Consider the following 17,150-nt stretch of genomic DNA (forward strand, 5'->3'; position numbering starts at 1 on the left):
TAATTATATTGGTTTGCATGATTAAGTATGAAGAAAGAGATCTATCATGAACCAGACTATTTTTGTCACAGCCGAGCTTAAAATGAATTCAGGTAAACCGAGAGAGCAAGTAGTTCAAGCTATTGAGCAATTCTGCCTTGATATGCAAAGTGAAACAGGTTGTTTACAAGCCATTGCCACTTATGATGAGAAAGAACCACAACGAGTCATTTTGTGGGAGCGATACAAGGACCGTACCGCAATCGAAGCTCATTTTACAATGTCTCACACCGAGTTATTCATCGCGACTGAAATGGCAGAATTGGTTCAAACCTTTGAAACCCAAGCTCAACAGGAGGCGAAATCATGAAGTGGGGAATTTTAGGAACCAGCTTTATTTCTGGCGTCATGGCAGAAGCGATCAAAAGTGATGATAAGAGTGAACTCTATGCCGTTGCTGGGCGGTCTAAACAAAACTTAAAAACGTTTTCCGAACAATATAGTATCGAAAAGACCTTCACCGATTATAGTACTTTAATTGAGGATGAGCAGGTTGAAATCATTTATATTGCGCTCCCAAACCATCTTCATCATGATTTAATAATTAAAGCGGCAGAGAAGGGTAAAGCCATTCTGTGTGAGAAGTCGCTCTCTGTTGATATGGAAAAAACCGAATTGGCACTAAAAGCTGTTGAATCGCACGGGGTGTTCTTTGCAGAAGGTTTGATGTATCTGCACCACCCGTTGGTTAGAGAGTTGGTTTCGGTACTAAAATTAGGAGAAATTGGCGAGTTGCGTTCGATTCATACTTCATACATTGCGTCGATTGCTCAGTTCGTCAACCCAGATAGTAAAGGCGCATTATACAACCTAGGCTGTTACCCAATGTCACTTCTGAATCTTGTAGTGAAAGCGATGCTTGGTGAACAAGCATTAGAAGATCGCACAATTACCGCTATTGGTCGTAGAGGGGAAGATGGTAACATCCACGAATCGAGCCTGTTAATGCAATTTGGTAAACAACAGACGGCAAATGTTCACACAGCAGAGGATCATGGTCTAAAGCATCAATTCACTATTCTTGGTAGCAAAGGTTGTATTACTCTGGATTCCAATCCGTGGTTACCCACGCAAGAAAACCAATTCAGTGTCGAAATCTACGAAGACTCAAAACGTACGGTTTCAGTTTTTGCAGAAGGCGATGCTTTTTTCTACCAGGTTCGTAACATTCGTGACGCGGTAGAGAAGGGGTACAAAGAACTAGAAAGTCCATGTACAACATGGGGAGATTCGCATCGTATCATGCAACTACTTACAGAATGGGAAACAGCTGTCTCATAGAACGTAAAACTGGTAGTTGAACAGCAAAGCTGCGCCAAAATTAGTGGGCGGTTTTACGATCGTTTGAATTAAATATACAGGTACTTCCCAATTTTTCAATATGAGAAGTTACCTGCAAAATCATAGTTTCCAGAGTGTAATAAATACCTAGAACTCAATGAGTGGTGTATTTTGTTATCAATGTTTCGATCGTTGTTAAAACTTCATTGCTCTTTTTATCGTTAAGCGCATCAGTATGCGGGGACGCGAAAGCTGTAATATCGTTATCAAAGTAAGCACCATGTGCTTCAGAAAATTCTTGTGAAAGTGCTGCTTTGACCAAAATATCGGCTCCTAGTTGAATATCGTGACCAGGAATGTTGTATGCGTCGCGAACCATTTTGCTGCCAAGAAATGATTTAGGATTTACAGAAACCACTAATGGCCCTTTATCTTTTAATTTCAGTCCCAATACTCGTGACCACATTGTTAGCGCCAGTTTGCTTTGAGCGTAAGCTTCTCCATCACTAAGCACCTTAGTTCCCTGGAGAGCTAGTAAATCAACGGAAGATTGTGCAGCCGAAGAAAGGTTAATAATACGACCAGACTCATCAAAAAGCGCCAAGAGTGATTTAACGAGAAGGTATGGAGCAATAGTATTTACCATAAATCGAATATCAAGATTTTCTTTTGTTTGGGTTTGTTGAGTTGAGTACACCCCTGCGTTATTGATGAGTATATCCAGTTTACCAAAGCGTTCAGCAATTTCTCTAATCATACTGTTGAGAGCATCAAAAGATGAAAGGTCTGCGACTATGGTGTCAATTTTACCAGTGCCAATCATGTCTAAAGATTTTTTTACATTCTGAACTTTTTGGTTGTTGCGACCATGGATAATGACATGATGACCTTGATGGGCTAATGCTTTCGCGGTTTCTAAACCAATGCCATCAGTTGACCCCGTGACTAATATAATTTTCTGCATAACTGAACTCTTTATCTGACCGTTAGTAATGCAACCAATTATAGACATTAGGCTTCATTACACTAGTGAGTAAAAAATCAAAACAGTTTATTGATAATGTTGAAAGTCCACTGAGTTTAAACCGTACCGATCTAGGATGGAAATCACGTAATGCATTTTATTAATAGTGTTTATTATACAGCTTCATTAAAATTGCGTTTGAATAACAACTGGAGCGACATTGTCCGCAGCCATTGCAGAGCTCGTTGTTTAGGCGTGGCAGTTCATCATCTTGAATCGAGATGGCATGCTGTGGGCAGGTGGAGGCGCATTGCTGACATTCCATCTGAAGATAATTGTTTGATGCCAACATTCATCGTGAGATCACAGGTAAGGTTAAAAGTATGACTCTCAGTTTGAGTCAAACGGGTAAGTTCTATGCGTCCATCCTTGTGGGTGATGGTATTGAAGCCCCTAGCTTGATTCACTCAATCGATAAAGTGACGGGTGTTGATTTGGGATTGTCACACTTTGCTATTCAGTCGAATGGCAAGAAAGAAGCCAACCCACGATTTGTAAAACGTGCGGAGAAGGATCTCAGACGCAAACAGAAGCAGCTTTCGCGTAAGGAAAAAGGCAGCGCAAACAGAGCGAAAGCTCGTTTGCTTGTGGCAAAGTGCCACGAAAAGACGGCGAACGCTCGCGCTGATTTTCAACATAAACTATCTCGAACACTCGTAGACAAAAACCACGCTGTGATTGTAGAGACATTGAAATCGGCCAATATGATGAAAAACCGCAAACTAGCGAAACACATAGCAGATGCTTCATGGCATCGCTTTGTTGTTAAGTTGGAGTACAAGTTGAAAGAGCAAGGCAAACATTTTGTTAAACTCGACCAATGGTACGCCAGCTCTAAAACATGCCACTGTTGCGGCCATAAAATGGAAGACATGCCCTTATCGGTTCGCAAGTGGGATTGTCCCTCTTGTGGTACGACAGATATAGATCGGGATCTCAATGCCGCTCTTAATATTCGTGATAAAGGTATTCTAGAATTAAAAGCGGCTGGACAGTCTTTTCTGCTTATGGAAGCCGCATAAGACTCGATACTATCGAGCACTGGCTAACGAAATAAGAAGCATCGCCCAACGGGCGGTGAGTAGTCACCTTATATAGCAAGTTATGGAGTCAATGTCGTTTAAAGAACGATATCAATCAACTCATTCTAGAAAACAGACAAAAATGAAGTGTATAAACGAGACGGTTGTACACTTCATTTTCGGGTTTTAACACTTACATCTTAAACAACAAAAGCTTATGTTAGCCTTTTTGTTGAAATCGACGACGATAACCAGCAAAACCTAGTAAGGCCACCGAAAAAATAGCTAAAGTAGAAGGTTCAGGAATCACTGCTGTTGTTTGGTTAATGCTTGCGTATTGAACATCAGATTGACTATAATTGTAGAAACCAAAAGAGCCATTACTAAAAGTACCAGTAGCACTCAATTCCAATATATCATTAACGTAAACTTCAACTAGCTCGCTAGTAAAAACCAAATCGAAGTCATAGGTTACACCGTCTCCCCACCCAGTATTACCAAGCATCGTCGCTTCCGCCAATTCCGTAACAACACCAGTATGTCCCCAAAAATCAGCGAGTGAAGAAAACGCGCCTGTCACTTGAGATATAGCGAGCCCAGCTTCCCCTGTGGTGCCACTATAATTTTGATTACTTTGCTTCCAATCAATCAACAAATAATTCGCCGAACTATTTGTCAAGTCTCCAGCATTATAACCCAACACAAATCCTATAAAGTCATCATCAGAAGTCGTTTCAACTGTAATTTGTCCTGATAATTGTTGACCTTGAGAGTCTTCGCCGTTAATAAAGACCGTAGGATTCCCATTTTGTGTTTGAGTGACACTGTTGTTATCAGCGGCAAGATACCAAGTACCATTTCCTTCAGAAGTCCATGTTGATAGATCGATTAATGCTGCGTTTACAGAAGTCGCTGTTAAAACCAACGATATTGCTCCAAACGATTTCAAATACTTGTTCATATGACCATACCTAATTTTTTGAATACATTATACCAAGCAAAAATCAGACCAATAAATATTACCATTATAATCAATAAGTTAAGTTATAAAAACTAACCAGTGTAAAAATAACTGACATAAATTTAACATACCTTGTATAAGGTTTTAACAGGTTTTAACATATAATAAAAACCTTCAACTTATTGATTATTATTATTAAAAATCAAAATAACACTGCTATAACATTTATATCTAGGTTACATACTCGTTGTAAAAATAACTGACAACGGATGTATTCTGGGTTTTAGCTTACACATCAACTTCTATTTTCTGGGTGGAAGTTGATGTGTATTTATTATAAGAAACGGTAAAACGTCATATATGGAACCACCTAGCCGTTAGTTTGCAAGTGATTTTGAGCGCTTAATAAAATAACCTGAACTCGGAATAAAAATAAAAGGGAAGTCACTACTCATCGCCTGGCGCTAGTTTTGAACTGGATCTTCTTGATAATTTACAGAGTATTATTAAAAATAGAGCTTGCGATATGCTTAGGATGTGTCCACGCAATGTAGAACTTACTTGTAATATCGCTTTAAGTAACGCATTTGCATTTCATCTGTGGCACCAATGAACCCGATTCAGTGTTTCATTAAAAACTGATCAAACTCGTTAATGGGTAGTGGTTCACTGTAAAAATAACCTTGATACAATAAACACCCTTCTGTTTCTAGGAAAGCTCTTTGTTGCGCGGTTTCAACTCCTTCTGCTATCGTTGATAAATTTAATGATTTAGACATAGAAATGATAGTTTTTACAATGGACTGGTCACTTGTATTTGATTCTAAATCATCGATAAACGACTTATCTATTTTTAATTGACTAAGTGGTAATTTTTTCAAGTACCTTAAAGAAGAATAACCGGTACCAAAATCATCAAGAGAAAAGTGAATGTTTAGCTTTCGAAGCTCATTCATACGTCTAATGGTCATATCCATCTCTTCTACCAGCATGGTTTCGGTCAGTTCTAAATGAAGTTTTCCTGGTTGAATTTTATAGCGTTTAACTAAATCGCTAACAGAAGACACAAAATTGGGTTCTCGAAATTGTTTGTAACTGACATTGACAGAAAGCGATAGATGATTTTTATCGGGCTGCATCTGCCACTCACATAATTGCTGGCAAGCAGCTTTCAGGACCCACTTGCCAAGAGGCAGAATTAATCCAGTTTTCTCTGCAATTGAAATGAAGGAGTTAGGCGTAATTACCCCTTTTTGAGGGTGTCGCCAACGAACTAAAGCTTCTGCTGCTACAACTTTGTTTAACTGATTGACTTGCGGTTGGTAAAAAAGCTCTAACTGCTCTTCGGTAATAGCTAGGCGCAATTCGCTTTCTAGTTCAAATATAGCGGTTACTTTCTCTTGCATATTAGGGTCAAAAAAGCATATTGAGTTTTTACCTGAGCGCTTGGCTTTGTACATTGCAATGTCGGCTTGTTTCAATAGGTCTGATTTTTCTCGTGAAGAGTCATTAAATAATACGACGCCAATACTGGCACTGCATGTATATTGATATTTTCCGAGTCCATAGGTATTGGAAAGTACGGATAGTAATTTCGCTGCCATCTGTTCCGCTTGCGCGGTCGCTTCTTTATAAGAGTTTGTTAATTGAGGCAATAGCACAACAAATTCATCACCACCAAATCGAGCTACTGTATTGTGAGTCTTGATGCAACGTTGGATGCGCGATGTGGCTTGTTTGAGTAGATCATCCCCATATTCATGACCATATGTATCATTGATCGCTTTGAAGTTATCAATGTCTAGAAATAATATGGCATGATAATTATTACTGCTACTATTATCTGAAAGAATTTTTTGAAGTTTTATTAATAATAACGAACGATTTGGCAGACCCGTAAGGATATCGTGATGAGCCATTTTAAATAAATCTTGTCGTCTTTCTTTTTGTGAATTAGCAATAGAACGTGTCAGAGATAATAGAACAATATTGTATCCAATAAAGGTCAAAAAAATAAACCAAAATTGATTGATAAAAGAATCGAAAATATAGTGTTTACTTATTTTAGAGATAAACCAGAAATTGAGATAGGAATCATAATGTGAAACAATTTGAAAGGTGTCATTCGAACTACGTGGGGAAAAATAAAATATACTGAAAGGTTGCTCACCCATAATATGGTTTTTTAAAGCGTTATAGTAATCCTCTGGTATAGGTTTTGTATATTCAATATTGTCATCAGTGCTAAAAACAGGATATTTATCACCTCGGATGATTTCAATCTGATGGTAGCTTTCGGTTTCGTGACCGCTAAAAATAGGTGTATAGTCTAGCTTAATTCCAGCGGTCATTACGGCTATGGCTTGAGACGCATCATTCGGTATATAAATGGCTCTACGAATCGGCATAGCGTAACTTTTCTTTTCAAGAGCCTTAATTATATAAGTGGGCCCAGTATGGATTTTTCGGCTTTCTCTGGCTTCACTAAACGATTTTTTGGTTTGATCAAGTTCCATCAAGTTAGGCACTTTATTAAGGTCAAAGTTAGAACTTACTACAAGAGCTCGCCCGTCATACGCGGCTAACCCCAACCCCAAAAAATCAGGATAAGTACTCATCATGTGATCTAGCACTGTATCGTGAATTGGTTTGTTAGGAATTTGATGTTGCATAATGAGATGAATACCGAGCACTTCAAGTAATGAATCTTGAGATTTCAAATAAGCTTGAACTGAATTACTAAGTAATTCAACGTGTGTTTGTTGTTTGTTTAACACAACTTTATTAATTGATGTCCAACTATAATAGTTAACTCCCAAAAAAAATATCAATGAAGAAATAAAAACCATGATGTATATCATCCAAATATTATTTTTTACATTTATATTCATTGATATATTACTCTAGTAACTGATTTTTATTGTCTATTTAAGGTTTAAGTGACAAAGCAATTTTTAAAAATAAAGTGTTGGTCTGTAAGAAATTTACGATTTTCACATAAAAATTGTCTCAAAAGACAGTTATCCATAAATTTTTGTAGTCTGCAGGAGTATAATTTTGGAGTACTTCTATTGTTATGACAAGTCTTTTTTAAAGTTACAGTATATTATTCGTGGAATTGTAGAGGTAAAAATGCATGTGAGCTCACGACAGCATAGCTCAACTTAATCAACCAATTCGAATTTACTGAGTGCATATCCAACATAAGGAATGCATCATGCAAAACCAAGAAAAGCTGAATCAGGCCATTGCTGACTTTGAGCACTGGCGACAAACCCGCGCCAGTAAACACGTCAATATCCCTGATGAACTTCGTCAGCAAGCGGTTAAGCTACTTGAAAAGTCAGATCACCAAGGCATTACGGAGCTGCTCCACTCAACTCAATACCTGGCGTAAACAGTTTTTAGTCGAGCAGGCTATGACACCGAACTTTATACCACTGCCTGCCCCTTGTTGCCTTAGTGACTTTTGACGACGAGCAATTGATCTGGGGTGACGAAACACCAGAGCAAACCATTGAACGCCTGACCTCTCTTGGCGTGGGTAAATGCATCGTCAAGCTCGGCGCAGATGGCTGTTTGGTTCAAGACTCAACAAATCAGGGATCGATCGCGGCTCAGGCTAGACAAGCCGTGCCAACCCAACCTGTCGCTCAAGTGGTCGACACCACATCGGCGGGCGACTCATTCAATGGTGGCTTTTTATCGGCATACCTTGCTGGCGAAGATTTAGCGACCTCATGTCAAAGAGGCCACGCACTGGCAGGGGCTGTGATTCAACATCGCGGTGCCATCATTCCCAAAACATTCACACAACCGGCGCTCGGCGTCGTTTAAGGAACACTCATGTCTAGCATTAAAGAACAATTGAAAGCTCTGAAAGTCATCCCTGTTATCGCCATTGATAAAGCAGAAGACATTATCCCATTGGGTAAAGTACTGGCAGAAAACGGACTTCCAGCGGCTGAAATTACCTTCCGTTCATCAGCAGCTATAGAAGCAATCCGCCTACTACGTGAAACCCAGCCAGACATGCTGATTGGCGCAGGCACGGTACTCAGCCGCGAGCAAGCAATTGCAGCAAAAGAAGCAGGCGCAACCTTTATCGTTTCGCCTGGCTTTAATCCAAATACCGTTAAAGCATGCCAAGAAATCGGAATTGATATCGTACCGGGTGTAAACAACCCAAGCACAGTTGAAGCCGCACTGGAAATGGGATTAACCACCCTGAAGTTCTTCCCTGCGGAAGCCTCTGGCGGCATCAACATGGTGAAATCACTGCTCGCGCCATACACCGACATCGAACTGATGCCTACTGGTGGCATTAACCCTGCGAACATAAAAGATTACTTAGCTATCCCACGCGTACTGGCATGTGGTGGTACGTGGATGGTAGACAAGAAGCTGATTGAAGAAGGTAACTGGGAAGAACTTGCACGCCTAACTCGCGAAGCCGCTGATTTGGTGAACCAATGAAAGTAGAAACCAGCACGATATTGAATTGGAATGATGAACAGATTCCTCATCAAATATACATAGAACAACTTCACTCTGGCTGTCGTATTGTCATGAAAATAGTAAAAGACATTGAGCCTGAGATATTGGTGTGCAATCTAAATAATATTAAAAAAAGCGATCTAGAACAAAGTTGGATAGGAGAAGCGTTTTCGGTTAGCCCTGCCTATAACGATGGTACATTGTTTAATCAGGCTCGCGTATTATTCAATTTGACATCAGGTTGTATTGTTTGGGTAGTCACGCACATTAAAATGCCAAGTGGTAATAAGATGTCTGCCGACCGCTTGGTGTTTGTTCCAAATATGAACGCCGCAGAAGAAAAGCTAGTCGCCGTAAAATCTGGGGCAAAAGAATGTTGCTGAAATGAAGTTTATTATAAAATCCTTTAACAAATGCCCCTAGTGGACGTTCGTAAACTCACCCCACTTAGTCAAAGCGTTGCAATGGTTGCGGTTTTGTACATGAGTCAATACCGTTAGATATTCGTGAGTGGTTCTGTCCTGATTGTGGGCGTACCAATGACCGCGATATTAACGCAGCACAGAATATAGAAACCGTCGGACTGGCGGGGTTAGTCTAGGGAGCGACTGGATCGGGGAATTGGAGCAATCTAGTCTAGTGAAAGTGTGGTGAACTAGGAATGTGTTCTCGTAGCGATATGAGAACCCTCGCCCGAAAAGGGCAGGGACAAGTCACACACCAATGTTTTCAAAATGACGCGTCTTACTTTTTCGAACCATGAATATGCGATAAACTGTGTTCATCATTCTCAACTTCTCAAGTGCTATGACAACTGTCCCTCTTTCTTTTCTAACGACCACCTCATCTTCTCCGAAACAAAAGAATAAACTTAATCAGTTATGGGAGGACGTCGAGAAAAAACAACGCCGTATCGAGCGTTATCAAGCCAAGTTGGATGATTTTTATCATGAATTTAAAGCGTCGACTGAAAAGCAAGAGCACGCAGTATGCCGAGCGACAGAGAAATGGATCCATTGCTTAATTTCTTTTATCCCGCGCAAAACGATTAAAGGGTCACAACGTGAAGCCCTGTACGACTGGATACAAGAAGAGTTAACCATTTTAGAATCAAATCCCTTTAACCCTGTCGACTCGAGAGTGTTACGTGAGGCGTTCAATCAAGCGCTTTTGGCACAGCCATCAAATCAAGCTGATATAGACATGATAACCGAAGACCAAATCGAGGCGTTTCGCGAAGAGATATCCATGATGCTGGGCTATGAGCTTGATGTCAGCGATGACGAATTAATGGCCATGTTCAAGGATCCTCAGAAGTTTCACGATTATCTGCAAAGCGTGATGGATGAAAAAATGGAAAAGGAACACGTTGAAGAGGATGACACTGATTGGGGAGGTGAGGATTTTTTCTCTCAAACCGATGACCAAGCGCACATCGAGCCGTCACATCATCAAGTGAGCGACGTGCTTTACAGCGATAAACAGATAACCAAGTTGTATCGTCAACTGGCCAAACAGTTACACCCAGACAAAGAAACGGATGAAGAGAAGAAGTCTGCGAAAAGCGCGCTCATGCAGCAGCTATCACAAGCGAAGAAAGACAAAGATGTCGTGGCCTTATTCATGTTGGCTCAGCAACATCTTCCTGAGCATGAGATGGTGATCGATGACGGTATGCTTGAACGCTTAAAGGTGACGCTGACTGAAAAAATTGAGCAATTAAATATCGATTATCAAGATCTTAAGTATAGTGGTGATATCAAAAGTATCATTTGGCAACGATTTGGTGGGGGGAACAAAGCATCACGCGAAAAAGGGTTACGCGAGTATCGCGATAATTTGCAAAAAGCGTCACAAGAGCTCCTCGCCCAATCCCAAGAGATCAAAACGGTTAAGCAAATACAGGAGCGTTTAAAACAGCGAATGGAGGCGTCTTGTTTTGACAATCCGTTTTTTAACATGGATCTGTCTGAGCTGTTTGCCTGATTGTATTTGAAACGGGCAAGTAAAGGATAGTATTAGCATGTTGGACTAAGAATAACATAAGGGCGAGAAACTCTCTTTCGCCCTGGGGTCATGAGGGTTACGTAAGATCGGCGAGGCAGAGTAGTCCTTAAATTCGCCTAATGATTAAGATAGTTGTGAAAAGTGATTGGCCGGATACATGTGCTGACCAAGCACGGCTGTAATAACAATGTGCTTTTGCTTTTGGATCTAATTTAATTGCATGTCCGTAACGTTGTATCTTTATGGATTGATCTTACTAACGAAAACAGTAGAGAAGCTTTTTAGTCAATCGATTACGAATATAATAAATAAGGATTAAGGTATTGTGCTGCCAACACTAAATCCCGAACTTTGAACCAGGCTGAAGTTGTGTCTCAAATTTAGATTAAGGCTAATTTTAGAGCCTTTAATCGCCCACCTCAGATAAGTTGACAATACCTTTGCGCAACAATGGGAGGCGTTTGTTTTGAGTTCTGAAATACGTAAAAACGGTTGAATAAAAGACTAAAAACAACCGATTTTCACTCCCTCAAGGATATAAAATAGAGGTAAATATGGCAAATATGAGGCAAAATGTATTTTCATTTTATGAAAAATAACGTTTTATTTTACCTATACACGAAACCGAATTTTAACTGAGAAGGGAACAAACATTGCGACAATTCCTCATCTTTCTTGCCTCAGCCGGCATTCTTTGTACCGCGTATCTCTTTTCGTTTGGGGTGCCGAATGCGCTTAAAAATGTGGTCGGTCTGGATTCAGCCCAAACCGAGGAGCAAAAATCAAACAGTGCCGAGCGTTCTGAAAGAGGGGCACAGGAAACAATCGTCGTAATGCAACCCTTGGCCGAGAGACATTACAATTTGTTCTTAACCACCATTGGGACGGCGACGTCTTTGCGCAGCATCAAGGTTGTGTCGAGCGTGGCCGGTAAAATCACAGACGTATCAATTGATGGTAACAATGTGGTCGAGGCAGGCGATGTTCTTGTCCAGCTAGATAGCCGGTCCGAACAACTCGCATTGAACGTCGCAGTGACGGAGCTGGAACAGGTGCAAGGCCTGTATGATCGCTACAAGGTGCTTGGCAGCAACGGCAACACGACGATCACCGATCTTACTTTCGTCGAAACAGAAGCCGCTTTGAAACTGGCGCAATACAATGTCGATCTCGCGCAGAATGCGTTGGATGAACGCACAATCAGAGCAGAGATTGGCGGTACGCTTGGCCTAAGTGATGCGCAGGTTGGTGCCTATATTAATGTTGGCGACACAATTGTTACAATCAACGATTCCTCGGCTATCGTCGCAGAATTTGAGATCCCAGAGCGCTCGATTGCATTTCTGGAAGTGGGAAAGCCGGTCCAGATTAGTACACCCACCTACGACGGGCGTTTTTTTGATGGCACGATTATAGCCTTTGATAGCGAGCTCGACCCAGCGTCGCGTAGTGCAACAGTGCGTGCGCAGATTGATAATCCGGATGGAGCCTTGATTGCTGGCATGACATTTTCTGTTCGTATCGTTGAGCAGACAGAACCCCTTCCGGTAGTGCCCGCCACGGCTGTCACTTGGAGTCGGGAAGGAGCCAATATCTGGACGGTTGAAGATGGCGTCGCAGCACCGCATTCCGCCGCTATCCGTTACCGCAGTGGCACACGCGTTTGGTTGGAAACAGACCTGCCACTTGGTGCGACGGTCATCACGGAGGGGGCCGCAAAGTTGCGGGCAGGTACCGTAGTAACTGATGCCGAAGGTGCCGCAAGATGAGTGTAGAACGCAGGTTGCAAGCGACAGGGTTGGCCAGCCTTTTTGTAGGACGTCCGATCCTTGGACTTGTTCTGAACCTTTTGATTATCATCGCGGGACTGGCTGCGCTTAGCAACATTGATGTCCGCGAAATGCCGGATGTTGACAGCCCAGTTTTGTCGGTTAGCACCAGCTATGACGGCGCGGTTCCGGCCACTGTCGACAGCGAAATCACGCAACCACTTGAAGATGCGCTCAGCGGTCTTGAAGGGCTATCGTTCATGGAGTCTACCTCCAGCTCAGGGGCTAGCCGGATTACCATTGATCTGTCTGACGGAACGGATGTGGATATCGCGGCCAATGAAGCCCGGGAAATCGTATCAGCCACTACGAGCTCTTTGCCTGATGATGCCGAAGAACCGACTGTCTCAAAAAGTGACAGCAACGCGGACGCGATTGTCCGACTTGCCTTGTTAGGAGACGCCAGTCTGGATGAGCTGACCCAAATTGCCGAAGGCATAATCTATGAGCGGCTATCAACAATTGACGGTATCGCCGAAGTCATCGTGCAGGGCAGCCGCTCGAATGAATTTCAAGTTCAACTGAACATGCCATCGCTGCTCAGTCGTGGATTGACAGTGTTTGATGTAAGTTCCGCGCTAGCCACATTGCGCGATGACACGGCCCTTGGGTCACTGGAAGGGGCCAGCCAGACCTTGGCCCTAAGCGTTGACAATCAAGAGGTCACCGTTGAAGCTATTGAAGCGATCCAGATAGATAACACGACTCAAGTGGCAGACGTCGCTTTGGTCCAACTGTTGCCCGAAGAAAGCACTGTCTTTACCCGCGTGAATGGTCAAGCTGCCATCAGTGTGGACATCACACGGCAATCCGTTGGGAATACGTTAGAAATATCAAAAGCCGTAAACGTAGCGGTCACAGAACTGCGGCAACAGATGCCAGAGGGTGTTGAGCTTGTCATCGCATCAGACGATGGTGTGTTCATCGAATCATCCATTCAAGAAGTCGTGACCTCAATCTTACTGGCAACGCTGATAGTAATTGCCGTGATTTTTCTGTTTTTGCGCTCGCCCCGTGCCACATTGATCCCTGCTATCACAATCCCAGTGGCCTTAATCGGTACCTTAGCGGCCATTTGGCTGACAGGATTTTCGGTGAATACCATCAGCTTGTTGGCGTTGGTATTGGCCACGGGCATGGTCGTTGATGATGCGATTGTTGTCGTTGAAAATATCGTGCGCAAGCGTGCAGAAGGCATGGGGGCTTTCGCTTCGGCGGCTGCGGGCACAAACGAGGTGTTCTTTGCCGTCATTTCAACCACCGCAACGCTTGCGGCAGTTTTTATCCCTATTTCCTTTCTACCGGGTCAGGCGGGCGGCGTTTTTTCTGAATTCGGGTTCGTTTTGGCATTCGCTGTTACGTTGTCGTCCATTACGGCATTAACCCTAGTGCCAGTGCTATCGGCATTGTTGGATCCTGGGAAATCCAAGGCATCACCAGACAGTGACGCTGCAACACAAGGCGTGTTGGCCCGCGGTTTTGATGCGGTGATGGACTGGTCAATTCGCACACCTGTTTTGGTTATGTCTATCGCCGGGGCCATTGTCATCTACGCGATCAGTGCTGCAATCACCTTACCATCAAGCGTGACGCCAACTGAGGATCGCGGTTTCTTTGTTATACAGGCAAGCGGTGCCTCTGACACAACGCCGGAATACTTGGATACGCAGGTGATCTTGGCCGAAAAGATCCTTACTCCTTATCTGCGAAGCGGTGAAATTGAAACGATCCAAAGTATCGTCGGTGTGAGCGGTGGTACAAGCGCTCAGATCATTGTACGGCTGCCAGATTGGGAAGACCGTGATTTCTCACAGGCTGAGTTAGTTAAAGAATTAAGCGGACAACTTGCAAAAATTCCCGGTGTGCAGATCAGTGTGCGCTCTTCCAACAGCTTGAACATTCGTGGCGCCGGTAGCGGGCTTGGCCTTGCGGTAACTGGGAATAACCTTGAAGATCTAACCATCGCTGCAGAAACATTGGTTGCAGCCATGTCTGAAAATGCTGCATTCGTGAACCCGCAACTTTCATCAGCCCTTCTCAATGCGGAATTGAAGGTACGCGTCGATCAAGCCGCCGCTCGCGACATGGGCCTTACGCCTGCGTCTGTGACCAGCCTAATCAGCGCTCTGGTTCGTGGTGAAGTCGCAGTCAGCGTCTTTGAAAATGACATCGAGGTTGACGTGAACGTTATACCGGGTGGCCCGAAAATAGATGACCCTTCTGATATTTCATCGATCTCAATCAGACTGGATGATGGCTCATATGTGCCACTCTCCGCTGTCGCGACGTTGCACACTGTTGTCACCGACGCTCAGGTGGCCCGTCTGGGTGGCGCGTTGTCGGTCGCCTTGCAAGCAAATCTTGCTGAGGGTCTAAGCCTCTCTGATGGGATAAACGCGGCACGCGACTTGGCAGCAGACGTGCTACCAGATGGCGTTGGTTTGACGTTCACAGGAGAAGCTTCAACGCTAAATGACAGCACCCAAGCCATGTATATTGTTTTCGGAACCGCCTTGCTGATTATCATGTTGGTTCTGGCAGCGCAGTTTGAAAGTTTCGCGAGCGCGGTTGTGATCATGCTGACTGTGCCCTTCGGACTTGCAGCGGCACTGTTAGCGATTTCGCTCAGCGGAGGGTCTTTGAACTATTACAGTCAGATCGGTCTTGTGATGCTGATCGGCGTGATGGCCAAAAATGGCATTCTGATTGTCGAATTTGCAAACCAGCTTCGCGAAGCCGGCCAAGACATTGATGCGGCTATTCGTAACGCACTGCGCTTGCGCATTCGACCCGTCATGATGACGATGGTTTCCACTGTACTGGGTGGTTTGCCGCTTGTGCTGACATCAGGTGCCGGCGCTGAGGCGCGTCGGGAAGTCGGTTGGGTCATTGTTGGCGGTTTGGGATTTGCTACAGTTTTCACATTGTTTCTAACGCCAATTTTCTATCGCTGGGTTGCCAATTGGGGCAGCATGCCAGGTGCTGCATCACATCGGCTTGCAAACGAACTAGCGGCGGAGTCTTAGCTTCGGTTATAAAATTGCTCGAGTGACAGAGCTAAATTTGTGATCGGTTTCGGCGAGCGGTAATTGGAATTATTTGAAAGACTCTCACCACCTCTCGTTTACTTATAGGGATAGGAGCGGATACGGCTTATCACTCAGATCTTCAGATAGTTTATTTATAAAATGTAGGTGACGATATAAGTACGCTTCTGTTTATCTGTTTTTCTTTGAGGCTGGATAAGGCGAACATCACTGTATATCCCAAACAAAGAGCGATGATGATAGCAACCACGTTGTCTGTAAAAGCAGAAATTAGGTAGAACATCACGATAAGCGTTGCTATGCCTGTTAAGCGAATTAGCAGGCTAGCCTTAAAGTATCCGTGTGCTTTTATATATGCGAGTTGATAAGCGTTAAGCATCATAAAAATAAAGAATATGGAGAAGTGGAACAGTACTGGAATAGATCCACTGTACTCTTGCGGATAAAGCCAGCCAATGATCTGTGATCCGAACAGTAGCATGGTCAGAAAAAATATACCGCTGACTATAAATGAAAGCTTGTAAATCCAGCTTCGAATAATTTTGATCTGATCGTATTCGCCGTTTCTCACTTTTACAGAGAGTTCTGGTAACACGAATCGATATATAGGAAAAACAAACAGCATTGTCATATAGGTAAAAACAGGGCGTACGACAACCTGAAAATCCCCCAGTTCGTTGATACTGAAATAGCGGATTGTCAGCAGTACTGCAATGTAGATCATTAAGATACTGGCACCCGCCTCCAGAGTAGCGGTAAAGCTCTTCTTAACGTAGCCAACCATATTCGAGTCTAAACAGACGGACGATAGTGGCTGAGTGGAAATGACTTTCCGGCGGCATATGTACATGTAGAGTGCGATGATAAGCGAAGAAAGGGTCAACCCGTAAAAGAGAGCGTTCATGGTGTCGTATTCAGCCACAAAACAGAACAACAAAAATAGGGTGGCATTCAGTGCCGGGTCCAACCAGGTAACACGGTTAGTAGTATCATAAAGACGATACATGGCGATCAGGTTAGTGAAATAGAGTTTTAATCCCAGAGCCAAGATAATCCCAACTAACTGTAGATAGTCTACCCCAATATGCAGGTTGTGTTTTATGTATGGAATGGCACCGCCCCAGGTCACTAGTACCACCAGGGCAAGAGTTATTCTGAAAATGTTAATAATGTCTTTGTCGTTTTGGGTTTGCGAGAAGGTAACCACCATAGAAGAGCGAAATCCGGTCATCAGTATCATTGAAAGGGATATGATATCAACAACGGTATGAAACAGAGCCAGATCACTTTTCGCGACCCAACCTGCCAGCCAGATTTTAAAAGTAAACCCAATACAGATACTTATCAGTGTTGCCCATATACCTGCTAGAAACGTTTTTTTTACTTTAGATACCGATTCTGACTGCATGCCCAAAGTTATCCGTCTTGACTAATTAATATATG

Annotated in this window: 14 protein-coding genes and 2 pseudogenes; 11 read left to right on the forward strand and 5 right to left on the reverse strand. The window is 43.1% G+C overall.

Annotation, left to right across the window (positions count from 1 at the left end; all coding sequences use genetic code 11):
- The first annotated feature begins 46 nt into the window (after positions 1 to 46).
- Both R3X26_RS09225 and R3X26_RS09230 read left to right on the forward strand, forming a co-directional pair.
- Positions 47 to 349: a putative quinol monooxygenase gene (locus R3X26_RS09225; protein WP_317717013.1), complete on the forward strand. Its 303-nt coding sequence runs from the start codon at positions 47 to 49 to the stop codon at positions 347 to 349.
- Positions 346 to 1,320 (forward strand): Gfo/Idh/MocA family oxidoreductase, encoded by a 975-nt coding sequence (locus tag R3X26_RS09230; protein ID WP_317717014.1) that lies wholly within the window; start codon positions 346 to 348, stop codon positions 1,318 to 1,320. The genes R3X26_RS09225 and R3X26_RS09230 overlap by 4 nt, the downstream gene beginning before the upstream one ends.
- A gap of 154 nt (positions 1,321 to 1,474) precedes the next feature.
- Here the strand turns inward: R3X26_RS09230 and R3X26_RS09235 are convergent, their stop codons facing one another.
- On the reverse strand, positions 1,475 to 2,284 hold the full coding sequence (locus tag R3X26_RS09235) for an SDR family NAD(P)-dependent oxidoreductase (RefSeq protein ID WP_317717015.1): 810 nt from the start codon (positions 2,282 to 2,284) through the stop codon (positions 1,475 to 1,477).
- Positions 2,285 to 2,444: 160 nt separating this feature from the next.
- A complete protein-coding gene (locus R3X26_RS09240; protein WP_317717016.1) occupies positions 2,445 to 2,636 on the reverse strand; it encodes a 4Fe-4S binding protein in 192 nt (63 codons plus the stop codon).
- Between R3X26_RS09240 and R3X26_RS09245 the strand changes: the two genes are divergently transcribed.
- The gene (locus tag R3X26_RS09245; protein WP_317717017.1) at positions 2,620 to 3,366 is read left to right on the forward strand and encodes an RNA-guided endonuclease TnpB family protein; all 747 of its coding nucleotides are present in this window, start codon (positions 2,620 to 2,622) and stop codon (positions 3,364 to 3,366) included. The two genes, R3X26_RS09240 and R3X26_RS09245, sit on opposite strands and share 17 nt — an antisense overlap.
- Before the next feature lie 220 nt (positions 3,367 to 3,586).
- Here R3X26_RS09245 and R3X26_RS09250 read toward each other — a convergent pair whose 3' ends face one another.
- Together R3X26_RS09250 and R3X26_RS09255 are read right to left on the reverse strand one after the other, a co-directional pair.
- Positions 3,587 to 4,327 carry a PEP-CTERM sorting domain-containing protein gene (locus tag R3X26_RS09250; protein ID WP_317717018.1) on the reverse strand — a complete coding sequence of 247 codons (741 nt, stop codon included), beginning with the start codon at positions 4,325 to 4,327 and terminating at the stop codon, positions 3,587 to 3,589.
- A 620-nt stretch (positions 4,328 to 4,947) separates the two neighbouring features.
- On the reverse strand, positions 4,948 to 7,218 hold the full coding sequence (locus R3X26_RS09255; protein WP_317717019.1) for an EAL domain-containing protein: 2,271 nt from the start codon (positions 7,216 to 7,218) through the stop codon (positions 4,948 to 4,950).
- 326 nt (positions 7,219 to 7,544) lie between these two features.
- Here R3X26_RS09255 and R3X26_RS09260 point away from each other — a divergent pair, with 326 nt between their 5' ends.
- From R3X26_RS09260 to R3X26_RS09295, 8 genes and pseudogenes are all read left to right on the forward strand, one after another.
- Positions 7,545 to 7,724, forward strand: coding sequence for a hypothetical protein (locus R3X26_RS09260; RefSeq protein ID WP_317717020.1), 180 nt, complete (start codon positions 7,545 to 7,547; stop codon positions 7,722 to 7,724).
- A 56-nt stretch (positions 7,725 to 7,780) separates the two neighbouring features.
- Positions 7,781 to 8,164, forward strand: a pseudogene (locus R3X26_RS09265) (PfkB family carbohydrate kinase); the annotation flags it as partial.
- A gap of 9 nt (positions 8,165 to 8,173) precedes the next feature.
- A complete protein-coding gene (locus R3X26_RS09270) occupies positions 8,174 to 8,803 on the forward strand; it encodes a bifunctional 4-hydroxy-2-oxoglutarate aldolase/2-dehydro-3-deoxy-phosphogluconate aldolase (protein ID WP_317717021.1) in 630 nt (209 codons plus the stop codon).
- Positions 8,800 to 9,207 carry a hypothetical protein gene (locus R3X26_RS09275; protein WP_317717022.1) on the forward strand — a complete coding sequence of 136 codons (408 nt, stop codon included), beginning with the start codon at positions 8,800 to 8,802 and terminating at the stop codon, positions 9,205 to 9,207. Before R3X26_RS09270 ends, R3X26_RS09275 begins: the two co-directional genes overlap by 4 nt.
- Before the next feature lie 80 nt (positions 9,208 to 9,287).
- Positions 9,288 to 9,425 (forward strand): annotated as a pseudogene (locus tag R3X26_RS09280) (zinc ribbon domain-containing protein); the annotation flags it as partial.
- A 176-nt stretch (positions 9,426 to 9,601) separates the two neighbouring features.
- Entirely contained in the window at positions 9,602 to 10,810 is a 1,209-nt protein-coding gene (locus R3X26_RS09285; RefSeq protein ID WP_317717023.1) for a J domain-containing protein, read from the forward strand.
- A 674-nt stretch (positions 10,811 to 11,484) separates the two neighbouring features.
- Positions 11,485 to 12,600, forward strand: a complete 1,116-nt coding sequence (locus tag R3X26_RS09290) for an efflux RND transporter periplasmic adaptor subunit (RefSeq protein WP_317717024.1) — start codon at positions 11,485 to 11,487, stop codon at positions 12,598 to 12,600.
- On the forward strand, positions 12,597 to 15,686 hold the full coding sequence (locus R3X26_RS09295) for an efflux RND transporter permease subunit (RefSeq protein ID WP_317717025.1): 3,090 nt from the start codon (positions 12,597 to 12,599) through the stop codon (positions 15,684 to 15,686). The genes R3X26_RS09290 and R3X26_RS09295 overlap by 4 nt, the downstream gene beginning before the upstream one ends.
- Before the next feature lie 151 nt (positions 15,687 to 15,837).
- Here R3X26_RS09295 and R3X26_RS09300 read toward each other — a convergent pair whose 3' ends face one another.
- A complete protein-coding gene (locus tag R3X26_RS09300; protein WP_317717026.1) occupies positions 15,838 to 17,115 on the reverse strand; it encodes a hypothetical protein in 1,278 nt (425 codons plus the stop codon).
- Positions 17,116 to 17,150 lie beyond the last annotated feature (35 nt).

The organism is Vibrio sp. TH_r3 (genome assembly GCF_033101115.1).
Taxonomy (GTDB): domain Bacteria; phylum Pseudomonadota; class Gammaproteobacteria; order Enterobacterales; family Vibrionaceae; genus Vibrio.

What these genes read in the sequence shown, in the direction of transcription:
- R3X26_RS09300 (WP_317717026.1), bottom strand. Translation starts at nt 17,115, where the DNA reads ATGCAGTCAGAATCGGTATCTAAAGTAAAAAAAACGTTTCTAGCAGGT.
- R3X26_RS09255 (WP_317717019.1), bottom strand. Translation starts at nt 7,218, where the DNA reads ATGAATATAAATGTAAAAAATAATATTTGGATGATATACATCATGGTT.
- R3X26_RS09260 (WP_317717020.1), top strand. Translation starts at nt 7,545, where the DNA reads ATGCAAAACCAAGAAAAGCTGAATCAGGCCATTGCTGACTTTGAGCAC.
- R3X26_RS09225 (WP_317717013.1), top strand. Translation starts at nt 47, where the DNA reads ATGAACCAGACTATTTTTGTCACAGCCGAGCTTAAAATGAATTCAGGT.
- R3X26_RS09230 (WP_317717014.1), top strand. Translation starts at nt 346, where the DNA reads ATGAAGTGGGGAATTTTAGGAACCAGCTTTATTTCTGGCGTCATGGCA.
- R3X26_RS09295 (WP_317717025.1), top strand. Translation starts at nt 12,597, where the DNA reads ATGAGTGTAGAACGCAGGTTGCAAGCGACAGGGTTGGCCAGCCTTTTT.
- R3X26_RS09270 (WP_317717021.1), top strand. Translation starts at nt 8,174, where the DNA reads ATGTCTAGCATTAAAGAACAATTGAAAGCTCTGAAAGTCATCCCTGTT.
- R3X26_RS09250 (WP_317717018.1), bottom strand. Translation starts at nt 4,327, where the DNA reads ATGAACAAGTATTTGAAATCGTTTGGAGCAATATCGTTGGTTTTAACA.
- R3X26_RS09275 (WP_317717022.1), top strand. Translation starts at nt 8,800, where the DNA reads ATGAAAGTAGAAACCAGCACGATATTGAATTGGAATGATGAACAGATT.
- R3X26_RS09240 (WP_317717016.1), bottom strand. Translation starts at nt 2,636, where the DNA reads ATGTTGGCATCAAACAATTATCTTCAGATGGAATGTCAGCAATGCGCC.
- R3X26_RS09235 (WP_317717015.1), bottom strand. Translation starts at nt 2,284, where the DNA reads ATGCAGAAAATTATATTAGTCACGGGGTCAACTGATGGCATTGGTTTA.